We start from the raw sequence: 16,033 nt of genomic DNA on the forward strand, positions 1-16,033 counted from the left end.
TGCCGGAAATTAGGGTATAGTTTACGGCGCTCATTGTATCCTGCTCACCGCGTGTCCGCCCGCCGGTCCCTCCGCACTCCTCCAAGTCGTACATCCGCCGGGCCGGCAGCACAGATATGCCGTTAATTGAAGAAAGCTTGGCTGTCCGCCGCAGGGCCGCCGCACACATTATGTCCGAAACCGAGATCATCACCCCGACCGTTATTGAGTCCGCCGCCCAGCAGGCTGTCGCCGCCGAAGCCGTGGCCGTGCCTGCCGCCGTCGCAGCCGCCGAGCCCGCAGAAGTCCGTTTTGCCGACTTCGGCCTGTCGCCGGCCATCCTGCGCGCGCTGACCGACCAGGGCTATGTGCACCCGACGCCGATCCAGGCCCAGGCCATTCCCGTGCTGCTGCAGGGACGCGACGTCATGGGCGCGGCCCAGACCGGCACCGGCAAGACCGCCGGCTTCGCGCTGCCCATCATCCAGATGCTGCTGGCCCACGCCAGCAGCAGCACCTCGCCGGCGCGCCACCCGGTGCGCGCGCTGATCCTGACGCCGACCCGCGAACTGGCGGTGCAGGTGGCCGAGAACGTCAAGGCCTACGCCCAGCACACGCCGCTGCGCTCGACCGTGGTGTTCGGCGGCATGGACATGAAGGGCCAGACCATCATCCTCAAGGCCGGCGTTGAAATCGTCATCGCCACCCCGGGCCGTTTGCTGGACCACGTGGAACAGAAGAACATCAGCCTCGGCCAGGTGCAGATGCTGGTCATGGACGAAGCCGACCGCATGCTCGACATGGGCTTCCTGCCCGACCTGCAGCGCATCATCAACCTGCTGCCGGCCAAGCGCCAGAACCTGATGTTCTCGGCCACGTTCTCGCCGGAGATCAAGAAGCTGGCCAACACCTTCCTCAGCAACCCGGTGACGATCGAAGTGGCGCGCAGCAACCAGACCGCCGACAAGGTCAGCCAGGTGGTCTACAAGGTGCCGGAAAACCAGAAGCACGCGCTGACCGCGCACCTGCTGCGCCAGCGCGAGCTGAAGCAGGTGATCATCTTCTCCAACACCAAGATCGGCGCCTCGCGCCTGGCCAAGGGGCTGGAGCAGGAGGGCATGAAGGCGGTCGCCATCCACGGCGACAAGACCCAGCAGGAGCGCATGGCGGCGCTGGAATCGTTCAAGAAGGGCGAGATCGACATCCTGGTCGCCACCGACGTCGCCGCGCGCGGCCTCGACATCACCGACCTGCCGTGCGTGATCAACTACGACCTGCCGTACAACGCCGAAGACTATGTGCACCGCATCGGCCGCACCGGCCGCGCCGGCGCCTCGGGCGACGCGCTGTCGATCTATTCGGACAAGGATGAACGCCTGCTGGCCGACATCGAGAAACTGATCAAGCAAACCATCCGCCGTGGCGAGCTGGACGGCTTCAACCCGGCCCCGAGCTATGGCGGCGACGAACGCGGCGAACGCCGTCCGCGCCGCGACGAAGGCGGCCGCAGCGCGCCGTCCTCGTCCCCGTCGTCCTCATCGGCCGGCCGTGGCGAGCGCAGCGACCGTGGCGAGCGTCCGCCGCGCGCCGCCGGCGCGCCGTCGTACGGCAGCCGCCGCGAGAAGGTCGACCCATGGTTCCTCAAGCCGTACGAGCCGGCCAAGGCGCCGGCCCCGGCGCCGGCCGCCACGCTGAGCAGCGCGGCAGCGACCAAGCCCAAGCAGAAGATCGCCTTCCTGCTGGGCGGCGCGCCCAAGCAGTAAGCCGCCGGCGGCGTCAGGTCTTGCGGTAGACGCAGACCACGATGTCGCTGGGGAAGGCGCGCAATACCGGGATCGTCATCATGACGGCGGCGTATTGCGCGTAAATGCTGAGCCAGGTTCCCTGGCCGGCGCAGCGCAGCCGTTCCAGCATGCTCTTGGCGCGCACCGCCGGCAGTTCGGCCTTGAAGCGCAGTTCCAGCCCTTGTCCCCCCACCAGCTTGCTCAAGTTGCCGGCCTCGAAGTAGTGCACGTGCGGCGACGGCAGGCCTTTCTGCCACAGCCGCTCGAACGGCGCATGCCAGCCGACACGGGCGAACAACTTCGACAGGCGGTAAAAGAAGCCACGGCTGTTGGGCAGGTTGAGGATCAGGATGCCGCCCGGCGTCAGCCGTTCGCGGCAGGCCGCCAGCGCCGAACGGATGTCGGGGATGTGCTCGATGACGTCGTTGAACACGATCACGTCGAAACGCTCGTCCGTCTCCAGCGCGTCGGGAAAGAAGCCGTTGCGCACCGGCAGGCCGCGGGCGGCGGTTTTCTGCGCCACCGCCGTATCCGGCTCCATGCCCAGCACGTCGAAATGGTCGCGCGCCGCTTCCAGGAACCAGCCATGCGCGGCGCCCACATCCAGCAGGCGGCGCGCGCCGGGCGGCGCCAGCTCGACCGCGTAGCCGACGATGGTCTGGAAGTTCTCCTGGCGTATGGCCTTCAGGCCGGCTTCGCGCTGCGCCTCGTCCACGTGGACATGGACTTCGGCGTCATTGATGGTGGGCAGCAGCGCGGCGCTCTCGTAGCGGCAGGCCGGGCAGATGCGGTGCCAGGGCGACAGCCCCGGCGTGGTGGGTTGCTGGCAGACGATGCAATTCATTGAAAACCCTCATTCGTGCGGCGTGAATTGGAGGGTTGAATATATAGCAATATTGGATCGGGGGCCAGCGCTTTCAGGCCCGGCGGCTGATCGGCAGCGCCGTCGCCGGCGTAGGCGATGCCGGCCGCTTCGGCAGCAGCTTCAGCAGGGCGTCGCGCACCTTGTTCGACAAGCCCTGTTCCAGGTAATGCTGCGACAGCGAGGCAAACGCCAGCGCGACCGCGGTCGACAGGAAGATATAGCTCCAGGTCTGGGCGAATTGCCCGTGGCCGGCGGCGTTCAGCGCCCGCGTCACCAGTCCCTGCGACAGCAGATGGGTCAGGTACAGCGAATACGAGATCGATCCCAGCCACAGGAACACGCGGTGCACCCGCAGGTGCACGGTCTTGCTGGCCAGCGCCAGCGCCAGCACCATCAGCGCCAGCGGCCAGCCCCACTGGGTCGGACCGTGGGTGACGGCGGCGCCGCTGTAACTGGCCCACAGCGCGAACGCCACGCCCAGCGCGGCGACGTGCCAGGCCACGTAGGCGCTGCGCAAGCGGGCCCAGTCCTGCTGGTACAGCCAGCCGATCAGCACGCCGGCGGCGAATTCCAGCACGAACGGACTGGTGACGATGGCCAGATAGCCGACCTGGTAGCCGAGGTCGCGGCTGATGTTCATGTCGAAGCCGCGGACACCCAGCGGTATCAGGATCACCGTCAGCAGCACCCAGGACGCCAGCACGAACCAGCGCAGGCGCTTGAACAGCATGCTGGCGGCGAAGGCGAGGTAGAAATACATCTCGAATTCCAGCGTCCAGCCGGGCAGCAGCGTCAGCGAGAAATACGGGACATAGTGGGGATTGGCCGGAATCATGCCCACCGAATGCCAGAACGTCAGCCGGTTGGCGGCGTGGTGGAAGTAATCGATGCCGCCGCTGAGCACGAACACCGACAGCAGCGTGATCACCGCATAGATCGGCCACACGCGGGCGAAGCGCTTGATGGCGAAACGCGCCACATAGCCGGCGCTGCCGTCGAAATTGGTGGTCGAGTAATGCATGATGAAGCCGCTGATGATGAAGAACAGGTCGACTCCCATCGCGCCCGGCACGAAGATGCGGTCCGCCAGCGGCATGTCGGGCGTGTTCAGCATTGCGTAGCGGGCATGCGTCAGTGCGACCAGTAGCGCGGCAATGCCGCGCAGCAGTTGAACCCAGTCCAGGTTCTTTTCATGTGTTGCCATTGTTGTTGGTTTGTTTAATTTGCAATGCGGGAGTGCGGTGCTATTTTAACCGCGAGTGGCTGGCGCGATCTATCCATTTTGTTACAGGACGTTGGTGTCCCGGATCAGCGGATGGCTGGCGCGGAACGTGTAGAATGCCGGCGGTTGGGTCATGGCCTGGTATGTCCTGAGCGCAAAATCATTTATAATGATTCATCTTTTTTTGACAATGTTTCGATGCAACTAACGTCCATGCAAATTGAAAAACTCCCCCCGGCGCCGTACCAAGCCGACCCGGCGCCGGCCCTGCACCCGGCCTACCGCCGCGATATCGACGGCCTGCGGGCGCTGGCCGTGCTGTCGGTGGTGCTGTACCACGCTTTCCCGTCGCGCCTGCCGGGCGGCTTTGCCGGCGTCGACATCTTCTTCATCATCTCCGGTTTCCTGATCGGCAGCATCCTGATCGCCGGCATGCAGCAGAACGCCTTCAGCTTCACCGAGTTCTATGCGCGCCGCGTGCGCCGCATCTTCCCGGCGCTGACCGTGGTGCTGAGCGCCTGCCTGGCGTTCGGCTGGTTCGCGCTGTTCCCGGACGAGTACAAGATGCTGGGCAAGCACGTGTTCGGCGGCGCCGGCTTCCTGTCCAACTTCTTCCTGTGGAATGAAGTCGGCTACTTCGACACCGCCGCCGAGACCAAGCCGCTGCTGCACCTGTGGTCGCTGGGCATCGAGGAACAGTTCTACATCTTCTGGCCGGTGCTGATGCTGCTGGCGTGGAAGCGCCGCTTCAGCCTGGTGGCGCTGGCGCTGGGCGTGGCCGTGCTGTCCTTCCTGGTCAACGTCGGCGGCCTGCATAAATTCCCCAGCGCGACCTTCTACTCGCCGGCCAGCCGGGTCTGGGAACTGCTGTACGGCAGCGTGCTGGCGTATATGTCGATCAACGGCCTGCACCTGTTTGCCGGCGTGCGCCGCGGCCACGGCGCCGACGCCGTGATCGACTGGTCCAGCCCGCGCGCGCGCAACATCAAGTCGGCGCTGGGCCTGGGCCTGCTGCTGGCCACGCTGGCGCTGCTGCGCGCCGACCGCCACTTCCCCGGCTGGTGGGCGCTGCTGCCGACCACCGGCGCGGTGCTGCTGATTTCGGCCGGCCCGCAAGCCTGGTGCAACCGCGTGTTGCTGGGCAATCCGGTGGCCGTGTGGTTCGGCCTGATCAGCTACCCGCTGTACCTGTGGCACTGGCCGCTGCTGGCGTTTGCCCGCATCATCGAATCGGGCCTGCCGTCGTCGAAAATACGCGGCGCCGCCGTGCTGGCCGCGATCGTGCTGGCCTGGCTGACCTACCGCCTGCTGGAGCGGCCGCTGCGCGGCACCGCCCATGGCCGCGCCAAGGTGGCGGTGCTGTCGGCCGCGATGCTGGCGCTGGCCGCCGCCGGCGGCGCGCTGTACCGCGCCAACGGCCTGCCGCTGCGCGCCAGCGTGGTCGACAGCGCGGCCCAGCAGAAGGAACTGTTCGTGGTGGAAGACGTGCCCAATGCCACGGCCTGCAAGGCGCGCTACGGCTTCACCAGCATCTACGAGTACTGCCTGATGGACGACCCGACCAAGGCGCCGACCGTGGCGATGCTGGGCGACAGCCACGCTTTCCACATCTGGGCCGGCCTGAACCGCTACTATCACAGCCGCGGCGAAAACCTGGTGTACTTCGGCACGCGGGTGCCGTTCGTCAACCTGCCGGTCGGCGACGATCCCTACCAGAAGGTGGTGCCGATGATGATCGACAAGGTGATGCAGGCGACCACCGTCAAGACCGTCATCATCTCCACCTTCGCGCGCCTGAACATCGAGGATGAGGGCGGCAAGAAGATGACCCAGGCCCTGCACGACACCCTGGCCATGTTCGTCGCCAGCGGCCGCAAGGTGATCTACGTCAGCGACACGCCCTACCTGGACTTCGAGCCGCGCTCCTGCATCCGCCGCGGCGCCATCCCCACTTCGCAGACGCGCACCGACTGCTCGCTGCCGCGCGCCAAGCAGGACCAGCAGATCGCCCGCCACAAGGTGGCCGAGCAGCAGGCGCTGCGCGACCTGCCGATGGTGCAGGTGTTCGACGCCGCCGCCCAGCTGTGCGACGCCCAGCGCTGCCTGGTGATGCGCGAAAACAAGATGATGTACCGCGACACCCACCACCTCAGCCATGAAGGCGACCTGTTCATGGGCGAGCGCTACGGACGCCAGATGGACGCCTTGAAGGCGGCGCACTAAACCGCCGCGGCCGGCACAAAAAAAACCCACCCGCACCGAACGCGATCTTGAGCGCGTTCGGTGCAGGTGGGTTTTTTTATGCGCGCGGGGTTTATTGCTGCGCTTCGTCGATCACCGTCAGGTGTTCGAAACCGATGCCCAGCGTGCGGGCGTCGTCGCCCAGGCCCAGCTGTTTGTGCGAGGTCGGCTGCGGCACCTTGAAGCGTACCCGGGTGGCCGTGCCGTCGGTGTCGAAATGCAGCGTGACATCGCCGTTCAGCGCCGGCAGCTGCATGATGCGTTCCTGGCCGCCCACCGTCACCACGATGTCCTTGCCGGCGTTCGGGCCGAAGCTGCGGCCTTCGACGCGCAGCCCCAGGCGCTTGGGCAGCGGCCGGCCGAACTCCAGCTCCACCTTCGATTCCACCGACCAGGCGCCCCAGGTGTCATGCCCGGCCAGGCCGTTGATGCGCACATAGCCTTCCAGCTCCTGCGTGAAATCCAGGCGCTGGCCGCGGGCGTCGAGCGCCGGCGGCTGGAACAGCAGCAGGTCGTCCTTGTGGGCCACCACGCGCGCGCCGTCCGGCGGCACGTAGGCGCCGATCGCCAGCACCCATTTGTAGCCGGCCGGCAGCTTGGACCAGTCGGCCTCCTGGCCAGCTTCCACCTGCATGAACTGGGCGTTCGGGTTTTCGATGAAGAAGCGGGCGCGGTGCAGGATGCCGATGTCCTGCGAGACGATCACCAGGTGGTCGCTCTGGCCGCGGTCCAGGTAGTGGCGCGCGAACAGGCCGGCCTTGGAGGCGGTGTCCGGCCAGATCGACAGGCGCACCTCGTGCGCGGCGTTCCAGGCGCAGCAGCCGACGATCACCGGCAGCGCCAGCGTGAAGAACAGGCGCAGCCCCTTCTGCTGGTCCCAGGCCCAGCGCAGCAGCGACACCAGCGTCACCGCGGTGATGATGTTGAACAGGTTGGCGCGCATCGACAGCGCGCGCAGTTCCGGCGAATCGATGATGGACGGCGTGAACGAGTGCAGCAGGTGGGCGCGGCCGTGCCAGACCAGCAGCAGCACCACGGCGGCGATCAGCACGCGGGTGACGGTCCTGAGCGAAGGCGCCGGCGCATAGGCCGCCGCCGCCGCGCACAGCAGCATCAGCGGCAGCGCGAAGTCGTAGTAGCGGGTATGGATGCGGGCCGTGCTGTCGCTGGCCGCCAGGCCGGTGATCGAGGCGGTGAACATGATGGTCACGCCCAGCACGGTGCCGAGCATCAGCACGCTGAACACGCTGACCGCCTGCAGGCGGCGGGCCGGCAGGCCGGCCGGGCGCAGGCGGCTGAACGAGCCGGCCAGCGCCGCCAGCGGCACGCCGAACAGCAGCGCCAGCAGCATCAAATGGCCTTGCATATTGTGCCAGGCGAAGACGATCAGCTGGCCGACCGGATAGTGGCTCTTGGCGGTGTAGGCGACCTGGCCGGAATAGATGCTGCCGAACAGCGCCAGGCCGTCGCGGCCGGCCAGCCAGTAGCCGATCGCCAGCCGCACCGCCATCGCCGCCGCCAGCGCCAGCAGCGCCCACAGCGCGCCTTGCAGCAGCCAGTACAGCTTGTGGCGCGCCGGCTCGGCGGCGCGGCCGTCCCAGGCCAGGAACAACAGGAACAGCGCCAGCGCGGGGCCGAGGAAGATGGCGTGCAGCTTGACCATCAGCAGCAGGCCCAGCACGACGCCCAGCAGCAGCGCGCGGCGCGGGCCGGGACGGTCGGCAAACACGAAGGCCATCCAGCAGAAGCACCAGAAGCCGAAGTAATACATCGCCTCCGGCATGAAGAACGGGGTGTAGACGTTGTTCGGGCTGAGCGTGGCGGCCAGCGCGATAAGCACCGCCACCCAGGCCGGCGCCACGCGCCGCGCCAGCAGGTAGACGAAGGGCGCGGCCAGCACGTACAGCGCGCTGTTGAGCATGCGGTTGCAATCGAGGTAGCCGTCGCCGCAGAAGTTGGTCAGCTGGTACAGCTTGAAGTACAGATAGGACGGCACCTGCGCGGCCGACAACGGCATCATGCGCGTGTTGCTGCTGTAGGTCCACTCGTCGATGAACACCAGCGGATAGATGCCGGCGTTGCGTATCATCAGGAAGATGAAGACCAGCACCAGCGCGCCCACCAGGAAGGACGGGGCGCGGCGCGGATCGGCAAAGAAGTTGCGTAGGGAAGTCATGGGCAAGTACCTGGTGATGATTTAATGCGGAGCCGGCGCGGCCGGAGCGTCGGCCTCGCCGATTTCGACGCCGACCAGGCCGATGCCCAGCAGGCGCGTGTCGTTGCCGCCGTACAGCGAGGCCGGCGTGGCCGGCTGCGGCACGTCGATGTGCAGCGTGCGTTGCTGGCCGTCGGTCTCCAGTTGCAGGAACAGTTCCTGGGTGGCGGCCGGCAGCTTGAAGCGGGTGCTGGCCTGGCCGGCGCGCAGCACGAAGTCCTGGCCGACGTTGGGGCCGAAGGCGCGGCCGTTGAGCATCACCGTCAGGTGGCGCGGCAGCGGCTCGCTGGTGTGCAGCGTGACGGTGCGGGCGTTCGACCAGCTGCCCCAGTGCTCGGCGTCGGCCAGGCCGTCGACCGCGCTCAGGTGGCCGCCGGCCAGCGGCTGCAGCATATTGATCTGGTACAGGCTGCGGCCGCCGCGACTGAGGCGCACCAGCGCGTAGTCCGGCGTCGCCAGCAGCGGCTTCAGCGCGGGCGGCAGCGCGTGCTTGCCGACCACCAGCAGCCACTGCTGGCGCGCCGGGGTTTGCGTCAGGTCGAACGGCGCGCCTTCCCGCAGTTCGATGGTGGCCGTCTGCGCGTGGTCGCTGTGGAACTGGGCGCGCGCCAGGCCGCCCAGGCTGTCGCCGGCGATGCTCAGGCGGGCGCGCTGGCCGTCGTCGAGGAAATCATGCACCAGGCGGCCGCCCAGGTCGTACGGGTTGGGCTGCTGGGCGCGGTGCATCAGCACCGCGCTGGCGCCTTCGCCGGCCAGCGCGAACAGCGGCGCCAGCACCAGCAGGTACAGCGGCTGGGCGCGGCGCGGCCGCCAGATCCACAGCGCCAGCAGCGCCAGTTCCAGCAGGGCCAGCAGGTAGTACAGCGGCGCCAGCACGTGCATGCTGAACAGTTCCGGGCTGTCGATGGCCGACAGCTGGAAGGCCGGCACCAGCCGGGCGGTGGCCGCCAGCATCAGCAGCGCCAGCGGCGCGGCGATGGCGGCGCGCAGGCGCAGGCTGAGGCGCTCGCTGTGGCGCACCACGGCGACGGCGGCGATCATCAGCAGCGGGAAGGTGAAGTCGTAGTAGCGCAGGTGCAGGCGGATGATTTCCTGCGGCCCGGCGTCGGCGATCGAGGCGGTGTAGACCGCCGTCATGCCCAGCGCGGCGCCCAGCATCAGCACGGTGTACGCCAGCAGCGCGCGGCCCGGGCGGCCCAGCGCGTCGCGCAGCGGCGCGCTCAGGCCGGCGGCCGCCAGCATCGCCAGCGGGAACACGAACAGTACCAGCAGGCCCATCGCGTGGCCCAGCGCGTTGTGGGCGAACGGCGCCAGCAGGCGGGCGATGCCCAGGCCGCTGTTGCTGACCTGGCCGCCGTAGAAGCTGCCGAGCAGGCTCAGGCCCACCGGACCGGCCAGCAGGTAGCCCAGCGCCAGCTTGACGGCGAAGGCCGCCAGCGCGGCCAGCGCGGCGGCGGCGGCGCCGGCCACGATCCAGCCCTGGCGCGCGGCGCTGCGGCGGCTGTGGACCAGGAACAGGCACAGCGCCGGCAGCAGAAACAGCGCGTGCACCTTGATCAGGCTGAGCACGCCGAGCAGGGCGCCGCCCAGCAGCGCGTAGGCCAGCGTCGGCCGCCATTGCGGCGCCGGCGCGGCGTGCGCCAGCAGCGCCCAGCTCAGCACCCAGAAGCCGAGGAAGTACATCGATTCCGGCATGAAGTAGCCGGTGTAGCTGCTGATCGGCGACAGCACCGCCAGCAGCGCGATCAGGCGCGCGGCCCGCTTGCCGGCCAGCGGCCGCGCCACCATGGAGATGAACGGCGCCGCGGCCACGAACAGGGCGGCGTTGAGCACGCGCGCGCATTGCAGGAAGCCGGTGCCGCAGGCGTTGGTCTGGCCGAACAGCTTCAGGTACAGCCAGGACGGCACCTGCGATTCGGCCAGCGGCTGCAGGCGGGCGAATTTGCTGTACAGCCATTCGTCGGCGAAGACCACCGGATAGGCGCCGGTGTTGCGCAGCACCAGGTACAGCAGCACCGCCAGCAGCGCCAGCGGGAAGCCATAGGTGGTCAGCACCAGGCGTTGCCGGGGCGCGAGCTGGAATAGGGACATGGGGCGGACACTTTCAAAAAGCTGGGGACGGTCGAAACAGACCCCGATGATAGCTTTGGTTTGTTATTCAGGCAATGTTGCTCGTGCCGGCGCCTTGGCGCGGGCGCGCGTCATGCGGTGGATCGGCCGGCGCGGCACCGAGGCGATGTCGTGCGCCAGGAACGCCAGGATCAGCTGCATGCCCATCAGCACCGGCAGCGCCGACAGCATCACGGTGCCGGGCGCGGTGGCGGTGCCGGCGTGCGCCGATTGCAGCCAGTGGACGATGCCGTAGCCGCCGCCGCCCAGCAGCATCGCCAGGCCCAGCGGCAGCTCGATCGAGGCCAGCGACATATTGCGCAGGTAGTAGTTGTAGAAGATGCGCTTGCCGAAGTTGCGCAGGTGCTTGGCCATGAACTCGGTGACGATCTTGGAGATCTTCAGGTTGCTGACCTCGTCGCCGTAGCTGGCGTCCATCGGCACGTCGACCACGGCGGCGTTGATGGTGTTGAGGCGGAACAGCATGTCGGTCTCGAAGAAGTAGCGCTTGCTGATGCGGTGCAGCGGCAGGTGGCGCGCGGCGTTGACGTGGATCGCGGTGTAGCCGTTGGTCGGGTCGAACAGGTCCCAGTAGCCGGACGACAGCTTGGTCAGCAGCGACAGCACGGCGTTGCCGAACAGGCGGATGGCCGGCATCTGGTTGATCTGCTCGAGGTCGAAGAAGCGGTTGCCCTTGGTGTAGTCGGCCTCGCCGTTGACGATGGGGGCGACGAAGTCGGGGATCAGGCTGGCGTCCATCTGGCCGTCGCCGTCGACCTTGACGATGATGTCGACGCCCTCGGCGATCGCGGCCTGGTAGCCGGTCATCACGGCGCCGCCCACGCCCTGGTTTTCCGCATGCTCGATGATCACCACGCGCGGGTCGCTGCACTGCTCGCGCACGAACTGGCCCGAGCGGTCCGGGCACTTGTCGTCGACCACGTAGATGCGGCTCACTTCCGGTCCGATGCCGGCGATCACGCCGAGGATGTGGCGCGTGACCTTGTAGCTGGGGATGACCACGGAGATGCGGGGAATAGGATTGGACATGGCTTATCGATTCGGGGTAGCGGCGGGGCCGGGGAACAAAATGGCGGTCAGGTTGCGGGCGTTGTCGGCCCAGGTGTGCCAGGGCATGCCGGACGAGGGCTGGGCCTGGCCGGCCGCGTGCAGGCGCAGCCACTCGCGCACGGCGGCGGCCAGCGCGGCGCCGTCCTCGCCGCTGAAGTATTGCGCGTGGGCGCCGGCGATCTCGCGGAACACCGGTATGTCGCGCGTCAGCAGCGGCAGGTCGTGGCGCGCGGCCTCGATCAGCGGCAGGCCGAAGCCTTCGCCCTCGCTCGGGAACAGCAGGCAGGCGCAGTCGCGGTAGACCCGCTCCAGGTATTCGTCGCTGATGCCCTGCAGCCAGTGCAGGCGGCGCCCCAGTTCCGGGTGGCCGCGCAGGCGCGCCATGATGGCGGGGATGGTGCGGCGGCCGGCGTCGGGCAAGCCCTTCCAGCCTTCGCCGCCGACCACCACCAGCCGCACGTCGGCGCCGGCGGCCCACAGCTGCTCGAAGGCGTCGAGCGCCTGCAGGTGGCCCTTGCGCGGCTCGATGGTGCCGACCATCAGGAAGCTCGGCGCCGAGCCGATGTCGGCCAGCACGGCGGCGGCGTCGTCGGCCAGGCCGGTGCTGGGCAGCGAGGCGGCGATGTCGGCGCCGTGGTGCAGCACCGCGAACTGCGGCAGCGGCCGTTGCGGCGCCTGCTGGCGCAGCCAGGCGCGCGTCTCGTCGGCCACCGCGCCGCTGATGCAGATCAGGCGGTCGGCGTTGCTGCTGACGGTGTGCAGCCATTTTTCAAACACATCGTCGACCCGCGCCGGGAAGAAATCCGGCCGCAGCACCGGCAGCAGGTCGTGGATCAGGAAGTTGACGCTGACGCCGGCTTCGCGCCAGCGCCGGTACAGGCCGATGCGGCCGGCCTCGGTGACGGCGCCGGGGTAGAAGTCGGGGCTGTAGAAGACGTCGCCCGCGGCCACCCGCACCACGTCGTCGACCACGCCGTAGCTGTCGGTGCCGGTCAAGGTGTGGCGGTAGCGGCGCGCGTAGCGGTAGTGCCAGTGGCCGCCCTCGTCGCTGAGGTAGACCGGCAGCACCTGGTACGCGGTGCTGTGCAGCGCCATCAGCTCGGACAGCTGGGCCCGCACCACGCGCTGGATGCCGGTCTTCAAGTCTTCGCGCGCCACGGCCGAGACGTCGACCAGCAGCTGCGGGGCGACGCCGCCGCCGGCCACGCTGGCGTGGCTGCGGCCGTCCACCACCGCCTCCAGCAACTGCTGCGCGCTCTGCCGCCAGGTCAGCCACGGCATGCCGGCCGACGGCGGCGCCTTGCCTTCGGCGTGCAGCGCCAGCCAGGCCTGGATGGCGGCTGCCAGTTCGTCCGGCTGGCGGCCGTCGAAGTAGTAGGCGTGCTCGCCGGCCACTTCGCGGAACACCGGGATGGCGCGGGCGATGATAGGCAGCTGGTGCTGGGCCGCCTCGATCAGCGGCAGGCCGAAGCCTTCGCCTTCCGAGGCCGCCAGCAGCGCCGAGCTGTGTTGATACAGCTGCTGCAGCATCTGGTCCGACACGCCGGGCAGCCAGAACAGGCGCTGCTCGCGCTGCGGGTGCTGCTCCAGTTGCTGCACCAGGGCGTCGACCAGCCAGCCGTTCTTGCCGACGATGACCAGGTTGACCGCCACGCCCTGGGCCCACAGCAGCTCGCAGGCGGCCAGCGCCTGGGCCTGGCCCTTGCGCGGTTCCAGCGTGCCGACCATCAGCAGCGTCGGCGCTTCCTGCAGGGCTTGCAGCACGCGTTCGGCGTTGTCCGGCAGGCCGGTGCTGGGGGCGCTGGCGTCGAGGTCGGCGCCCAGGTGGAAGTGGCTCAGCTTGAGCGGCGCCTGGCGCCGGTTCGGCCGCGCCGCCACCCAAGCGGCCAGCTCGTCCGACACCGCGCGCGAAATGGTGACGATGCCGTCGGCCACGTAGGTGATGGTGTCGAGGTAGTCGCCGTAGTACTTGTCGGCGGCAAAGGTGAAGCATTCGGGACGCAGCACCGGCAGCAGGTCGTACACCGTGAACCAGACGGCGACGCCGCGGCGGCGCATGGCCAGCAGCTGCGGCTCGTTCTGGCTGGTGATGTTGGAGGCCAGGTCGAGGCCGAGGAACAGGTCGCCGGCGCGGGTTTCGACCGGCGCGTCTTCCAGCTGCGGCGAGCGCACTTCCAGCAGCTCGCAGGTGAAGCGGCGGGCGTAGCGGTAGCTGCGGTTGCCGCCTTCGCTGTACACCGGCTCGACGCGGTAGCCGGGCGGCGGCGCCTGGATCAGCGCCAGCACGATGCTGCGCACCACGCGCTGGATGCCGGTCTTGTAGTCGGATTGCACCAGCGCCGAGATATCGATCAGCATCTGGCGCGGCGCGGCGGCCGGCTGGTTGGCGGCGATGGCGGCGGCCGCCGCGATCAGCTCGCTCTCGTCCGGCGCCGGCGCGATCGCGCTGACGGCGGCCACCAGCTGGCGGTAGTGGGCGTGGGCGCCGCTGCGGGCCAGTTCTTCGATGGCGGCGTGGTACTGGCGGCCCACTGCGGCCGGCGCGTGATGGCGGCGCACGTGGTCGCGGCCGGCGGCGGCCAGCTGTTCGCGCTGTTCCGGCTGCTCGAACAGCTCGGCCAGCGCGGCGCTCAGCTGGGCGTCCTCGAACAGGTCGGGCAGCTTGCGCAGCACCTCGTCCGGCAGGCTGGCGGCGGCGCCGTGGGCGTTGATGATGGTCGGCACGCCGTGCAGCAGGCAGTCCAGCACCGAGGCCGAGGTTTCGCCGCGGGTCTGCGTGCGCAGCTGCACCGCGACGTCGCTGGCGGCCAGGTAGTGCTGGTAGTCGTCGGCGCTGACGAAGCCGGTGATCGCGACGCTGGCGGCGGTGTCGCTGGAACCGATGCGGTGGGCCAGCTCGGCGCCGTACTGGCCGCCTTCATTCTCGCCGACGAACAGCAGGCGGCAGCGCGCCTGCGCCGCCAGCGGCGAGGCCAGGAAGGCGTCCAGCAGGCGGTGGTTCAGTTTGGTCGGTCCCAGCATGCCGAAGCTGCACACCAGGAAGTCGTCGTCGGCGATGCCCAGCTTGCCGCGCGCGGCGGCGCGCAGCGCGGCCGGCGCGCGGCCGGCTGCCTGCGGCGGCAGGCCGCGCAGCAGCGGCAGCGTGTGCCAGCTGTCGGCGCTGCCGGGGCCGTACCATTGTTCGGCCAGCGTGCGCGAGAACCCGGCGTGGACGATGACGCCGGCCGCCTGGTCCAGCACCGTCTTGTTGCTCGGCATGGCCCAGATCGACGGGTTGTGGCCCAGCGCCTTGTGCGCCTGCAGGCCGGTGTGGCCGTGCGAGGCGTACAGCGCGCGCAGGTAGGCCAGCGGCTGCACGCCCTCGCGCTCCATATTGTCGATCACGCCGCTGAGGAAGAAGTCGTGCAGCACCACGATGCCGGGGTGGCGCTCCAGCAGCGGGAACATGTACTGGTGGGCGTTGGAGTTGCCGAAGTGGTAGAGCCGGCGCGCGAAACGCCCGGCCTGGCTGTCGAACTGTTCCGGCGTCAGCAGCGGCAGGCGGCGGCCCAGCGCGGTGGCGGCGACGCCGGCTGCGCTGGCGGCCGAGACCACCAGCGTGAGGTCGTAATACGCTTCCAGTTCGGCGATCAGCTCGACGCTGTAGTCGGCGATGCCGGATTTTTCCGGCGGCAGCGGCGAGATGTAGGCCAGCTGCGGACGGCCGGACGTTGGTGCGGGCGGCTGGCTGGCGCGGCGCGCCTGCGCGGCCGCGTCGGCCTGTTCCAGCGCGCGCCACAGCGCGGCCGCGGCGTCGGCACCGGTGGCGGCGTCGGCGGTGATCGCCGGCAGCACCAGCGCGGCGTCGCGCAGGCAGGCTTGCTGGCGCTCGGCCAGCGCCGGCTCGGCCGCCGTGCCGGCCTCGGTGTAGACCATCAGCGCGCCGTCCGGGCCGGGACCGAACACGGTGTCGTTGAGCGCGATGTCGAACAGGCCGGGCGCGAACACCAGGTCCGGATTCAGGCTGGCCAGGAAGCCGTCGCGCACCAGCGAGGCGGCGTGGTGGCGCCAGCCGTGGCCGGCCGGGGTGCTGTAGCTGAGCAGCTGTTGCGGCGGCAGCAGGCCGTCGAAGGCGTGGCGCAGGGCGTCGATGCGGTCGGTCTGGGCGGCGGCCAGGACGATGAAAACGGTGTGCTGTGCGGGCTGTGCGGGCAGGGCGGCGGCGTGGCGCAGCAGCGCCTGCGCCAGCGCGAGCACGGCCTCGGGCGCGCGGGCGGCGCCGTTCTGGCAGGATTGGAGATCGATTACGAGGCGCATGTTCAGTGGTCGGTAGGATGTTGGGCGCGGCGCAGGTCGTCGAGCACCTTGCGCGCCGACAGCGGCAGTTCACGCAGCAGGTGCGGCACGTCGGCGGCGCCGGCGGCCGGCTCGCCCAGCTTGATCACCTGCAGGCTGCGGCTGATGGCGCCGCTCAGCAGCGGCGAGCGGCTGATCAGCGGGATCAGCACGCGGCGCAGCCCCGGGCGCGCGGTCAGCCAGCGCACCGCGCGGCGCACGCCGCCGCGCGC

Annotated in this window: 8 protein-coding genes and 1 pseudogene; 2 read left to right on the forward strand and 7 right to left on the reverse strand. The window is 69.1% G+C overall.

Annotation, left to right across the window (positions count from 1 at the left end):
- The first annotated feature begins 170 nt into the window (after positions 1-170).
- Positions 171-1,742, forward strand: a complete 1,572-nt coding sequence (locus tag V6M89_RS21970) for a DEAD/DEAH box helicase (RefSeq protein WP_332855177.1) — start codon at positions 171-173, stop codon at positions 1,740-1,742.
- A gap of 13 nt (positions 1,743-1,755) precedes the next feature.
- Here V6M89_RS21970 and V6M89_RS21975 read toward each other — a convergent pair whose 3' ends face one another.
- Positions 1,756-2,607 carry a class I SAM-dependent methyltransferase gene (locus tag V6M89_RS21975; RefSeq protein ID WP_332855178.1) on the reverse strand — a complete coding sequence of 284 codons (852 nt, stop codon included), beginning with the start codon at positions 2,605-2,607 and terminating at the stop codon, positions 1,756-1,758.
- A 73-nt stretch (positions 2,608-2,680) separates the two neighbouring features.
- Entirely contained in the window at positions 2,681-3,832 is a 1,152-nt protein-coding gene (locus V6M89_RS21980) for an acyltransferase family protein (RefSeq protein WP_332855179.1), read from the reverse strand.
- A gap of 231 nt (positions 3,833-4,063) precedes the next feature.
- Here V6M89_RS21980 and V6M89_RS21985 point away from each other — a divergent pair, with 231 nt between their 5' ends.
- Entirely contained in the window at positions 4,064-6,073 is a 2,010-nt protein-coding gene (locus V6M89_RS21985; protein WP_332855180.1) for an acyltransferase family protein, read from the forward strand.
- A gap of 91 nt (positions 6,074-6,164) precedes the next feature.
- On the opposite strand, the gene V6M89_RS21990 is transcribed toward V6M89_RS21985, so the two are convergent.
- The 5 genes and pseudogenes from V6M89_RS21990 to V6M89_RS22010 form a co-directional block, all read right to left on the reverse strand.
- Positions 6,165-8,267, reverse strand: a complete 2,103-nt coding sequence (locus V6M89_RS21990) for a DUF7024 domain-containing protein (protein WP_332855181.1) — start codon at positions 8,265-8,267, stop codon at positions 6,165-6,167.
- A gap of 21 nt (positions 8,268-8,288) precedes the next feature.
- The gene (locus tag V6M89_RS21995; protein ID WP_332855182.1) at positions 8,289-10,397 is read right to left on the reverse strand and encodes a DUF7024 domain-containing protein; all 2,109 of its coding nucleotides are present in this window, start codon (positions 10,395-10,397) and stop codon (positions 8,289-8,291) included.
- Between the two features lie 63 nt (positions 10,398-10,460).
- Positions 10,461-11,465: a glycosyltransferase family 2 protein gene (locus tag V6M89_RS22000; RefSeq protein WP_332855183.1), complete on the reverse strand. Its 1,005-nt coding sequence runs from the start codon at positions 11,463-11,465 to the stop codon at positions 10,461-10,463.
- A gap of 3 nt (positions 11,466-11,468) precedes the next feature.
- Positions 11,469-15,782: a glycosyltransferase gene (locus V6M89_RS22005; protein ID WP_332855184.1), complete on the reverse strand. Its 4,314-nt coding sequence runs from the start codon at positions 15,780-15,782 to the stop codon at positions 11,469-11,471.
- Positions 15,783-15,784: 2 nt separating this feature from the next.
- Positions 15,785-16,033: pseudogene (locus V6M89_RS22010) on the reverse strand (FkbM family methyltransferase); the annotation flags it as partial.

The sequence above is a fragment of the Duganella sp. S19_KUP01_CR8 genome (assembly GCF_036688705.1).
In the GTDB taxonomy this organism is placed as follows: Bacteria; Pseudomonadota; Gammaproteobacteria; order Burkholderiales; family Burkholderiaceae_D; genus Rugamonas.

Excerpts from the sequence above, each read along its gene's own strand:
- V6M89_RS21970 (WP_332855177.1), top strand. The coding sequence starts at position 171 with ATGTCCGAAACCGAGATCATCACCCCGACCGTTATTGAGTCCGCCGCC.
- V6M89_RS21975 (WP_332855178.1), bottom strand. The coding sequence starts at position 2,607 with ATGAATTGCATCGTCTGCCAGCAACCCACCACGCCGGGGCTGTCGCCC.
- V6M89_RS21980 (WP_332855179.1), bottom strand. The coding sequence starts at position 3,832 with ATGGCAACACATGAAAAGAACCTGGACTGGGTTCAACTGCTGCGCGGC.
- V6M89_RS21985 (WP_332855180.1), top strand. The coding sequence starts at position 4,064 with ATGCAAATTGAAAAACTCCCCCCGGCGCCGTACCAAGCCGACCCGGCG.
- V6M89_RS21990 (WP_332855181.1), bottom strand. The coding sequence starts at position 8,267 with ATGACTTCCCTACGCAACTTCTTTGCCGATCCGCGCCGCGCCCCGTCC.
- V6M89_RS21995 (WP_332855182.1), bottom strand. The coding sequence starts at position 10,397 with ATGTCCCTATTCCAGCTCGCGCCCCGGCAACGCCTGGTGCTGACCACC.
- V6M89_RS22000 (WP_332855183.1), bottom strand. The coding sequence starts at position 11,465 with ATGTCCAATCCTATTCCCCGCATCTCCGTGGTCATCCCCAGCTACAAG.
- V6M89_RS22005 (WP_332855184.1), bottom strand. The coding sequence starts at position 15,782 with ATGCGCCTCGTAATCGATCTCCAATCCTGCCAGAACGGCGCCGCCCGC.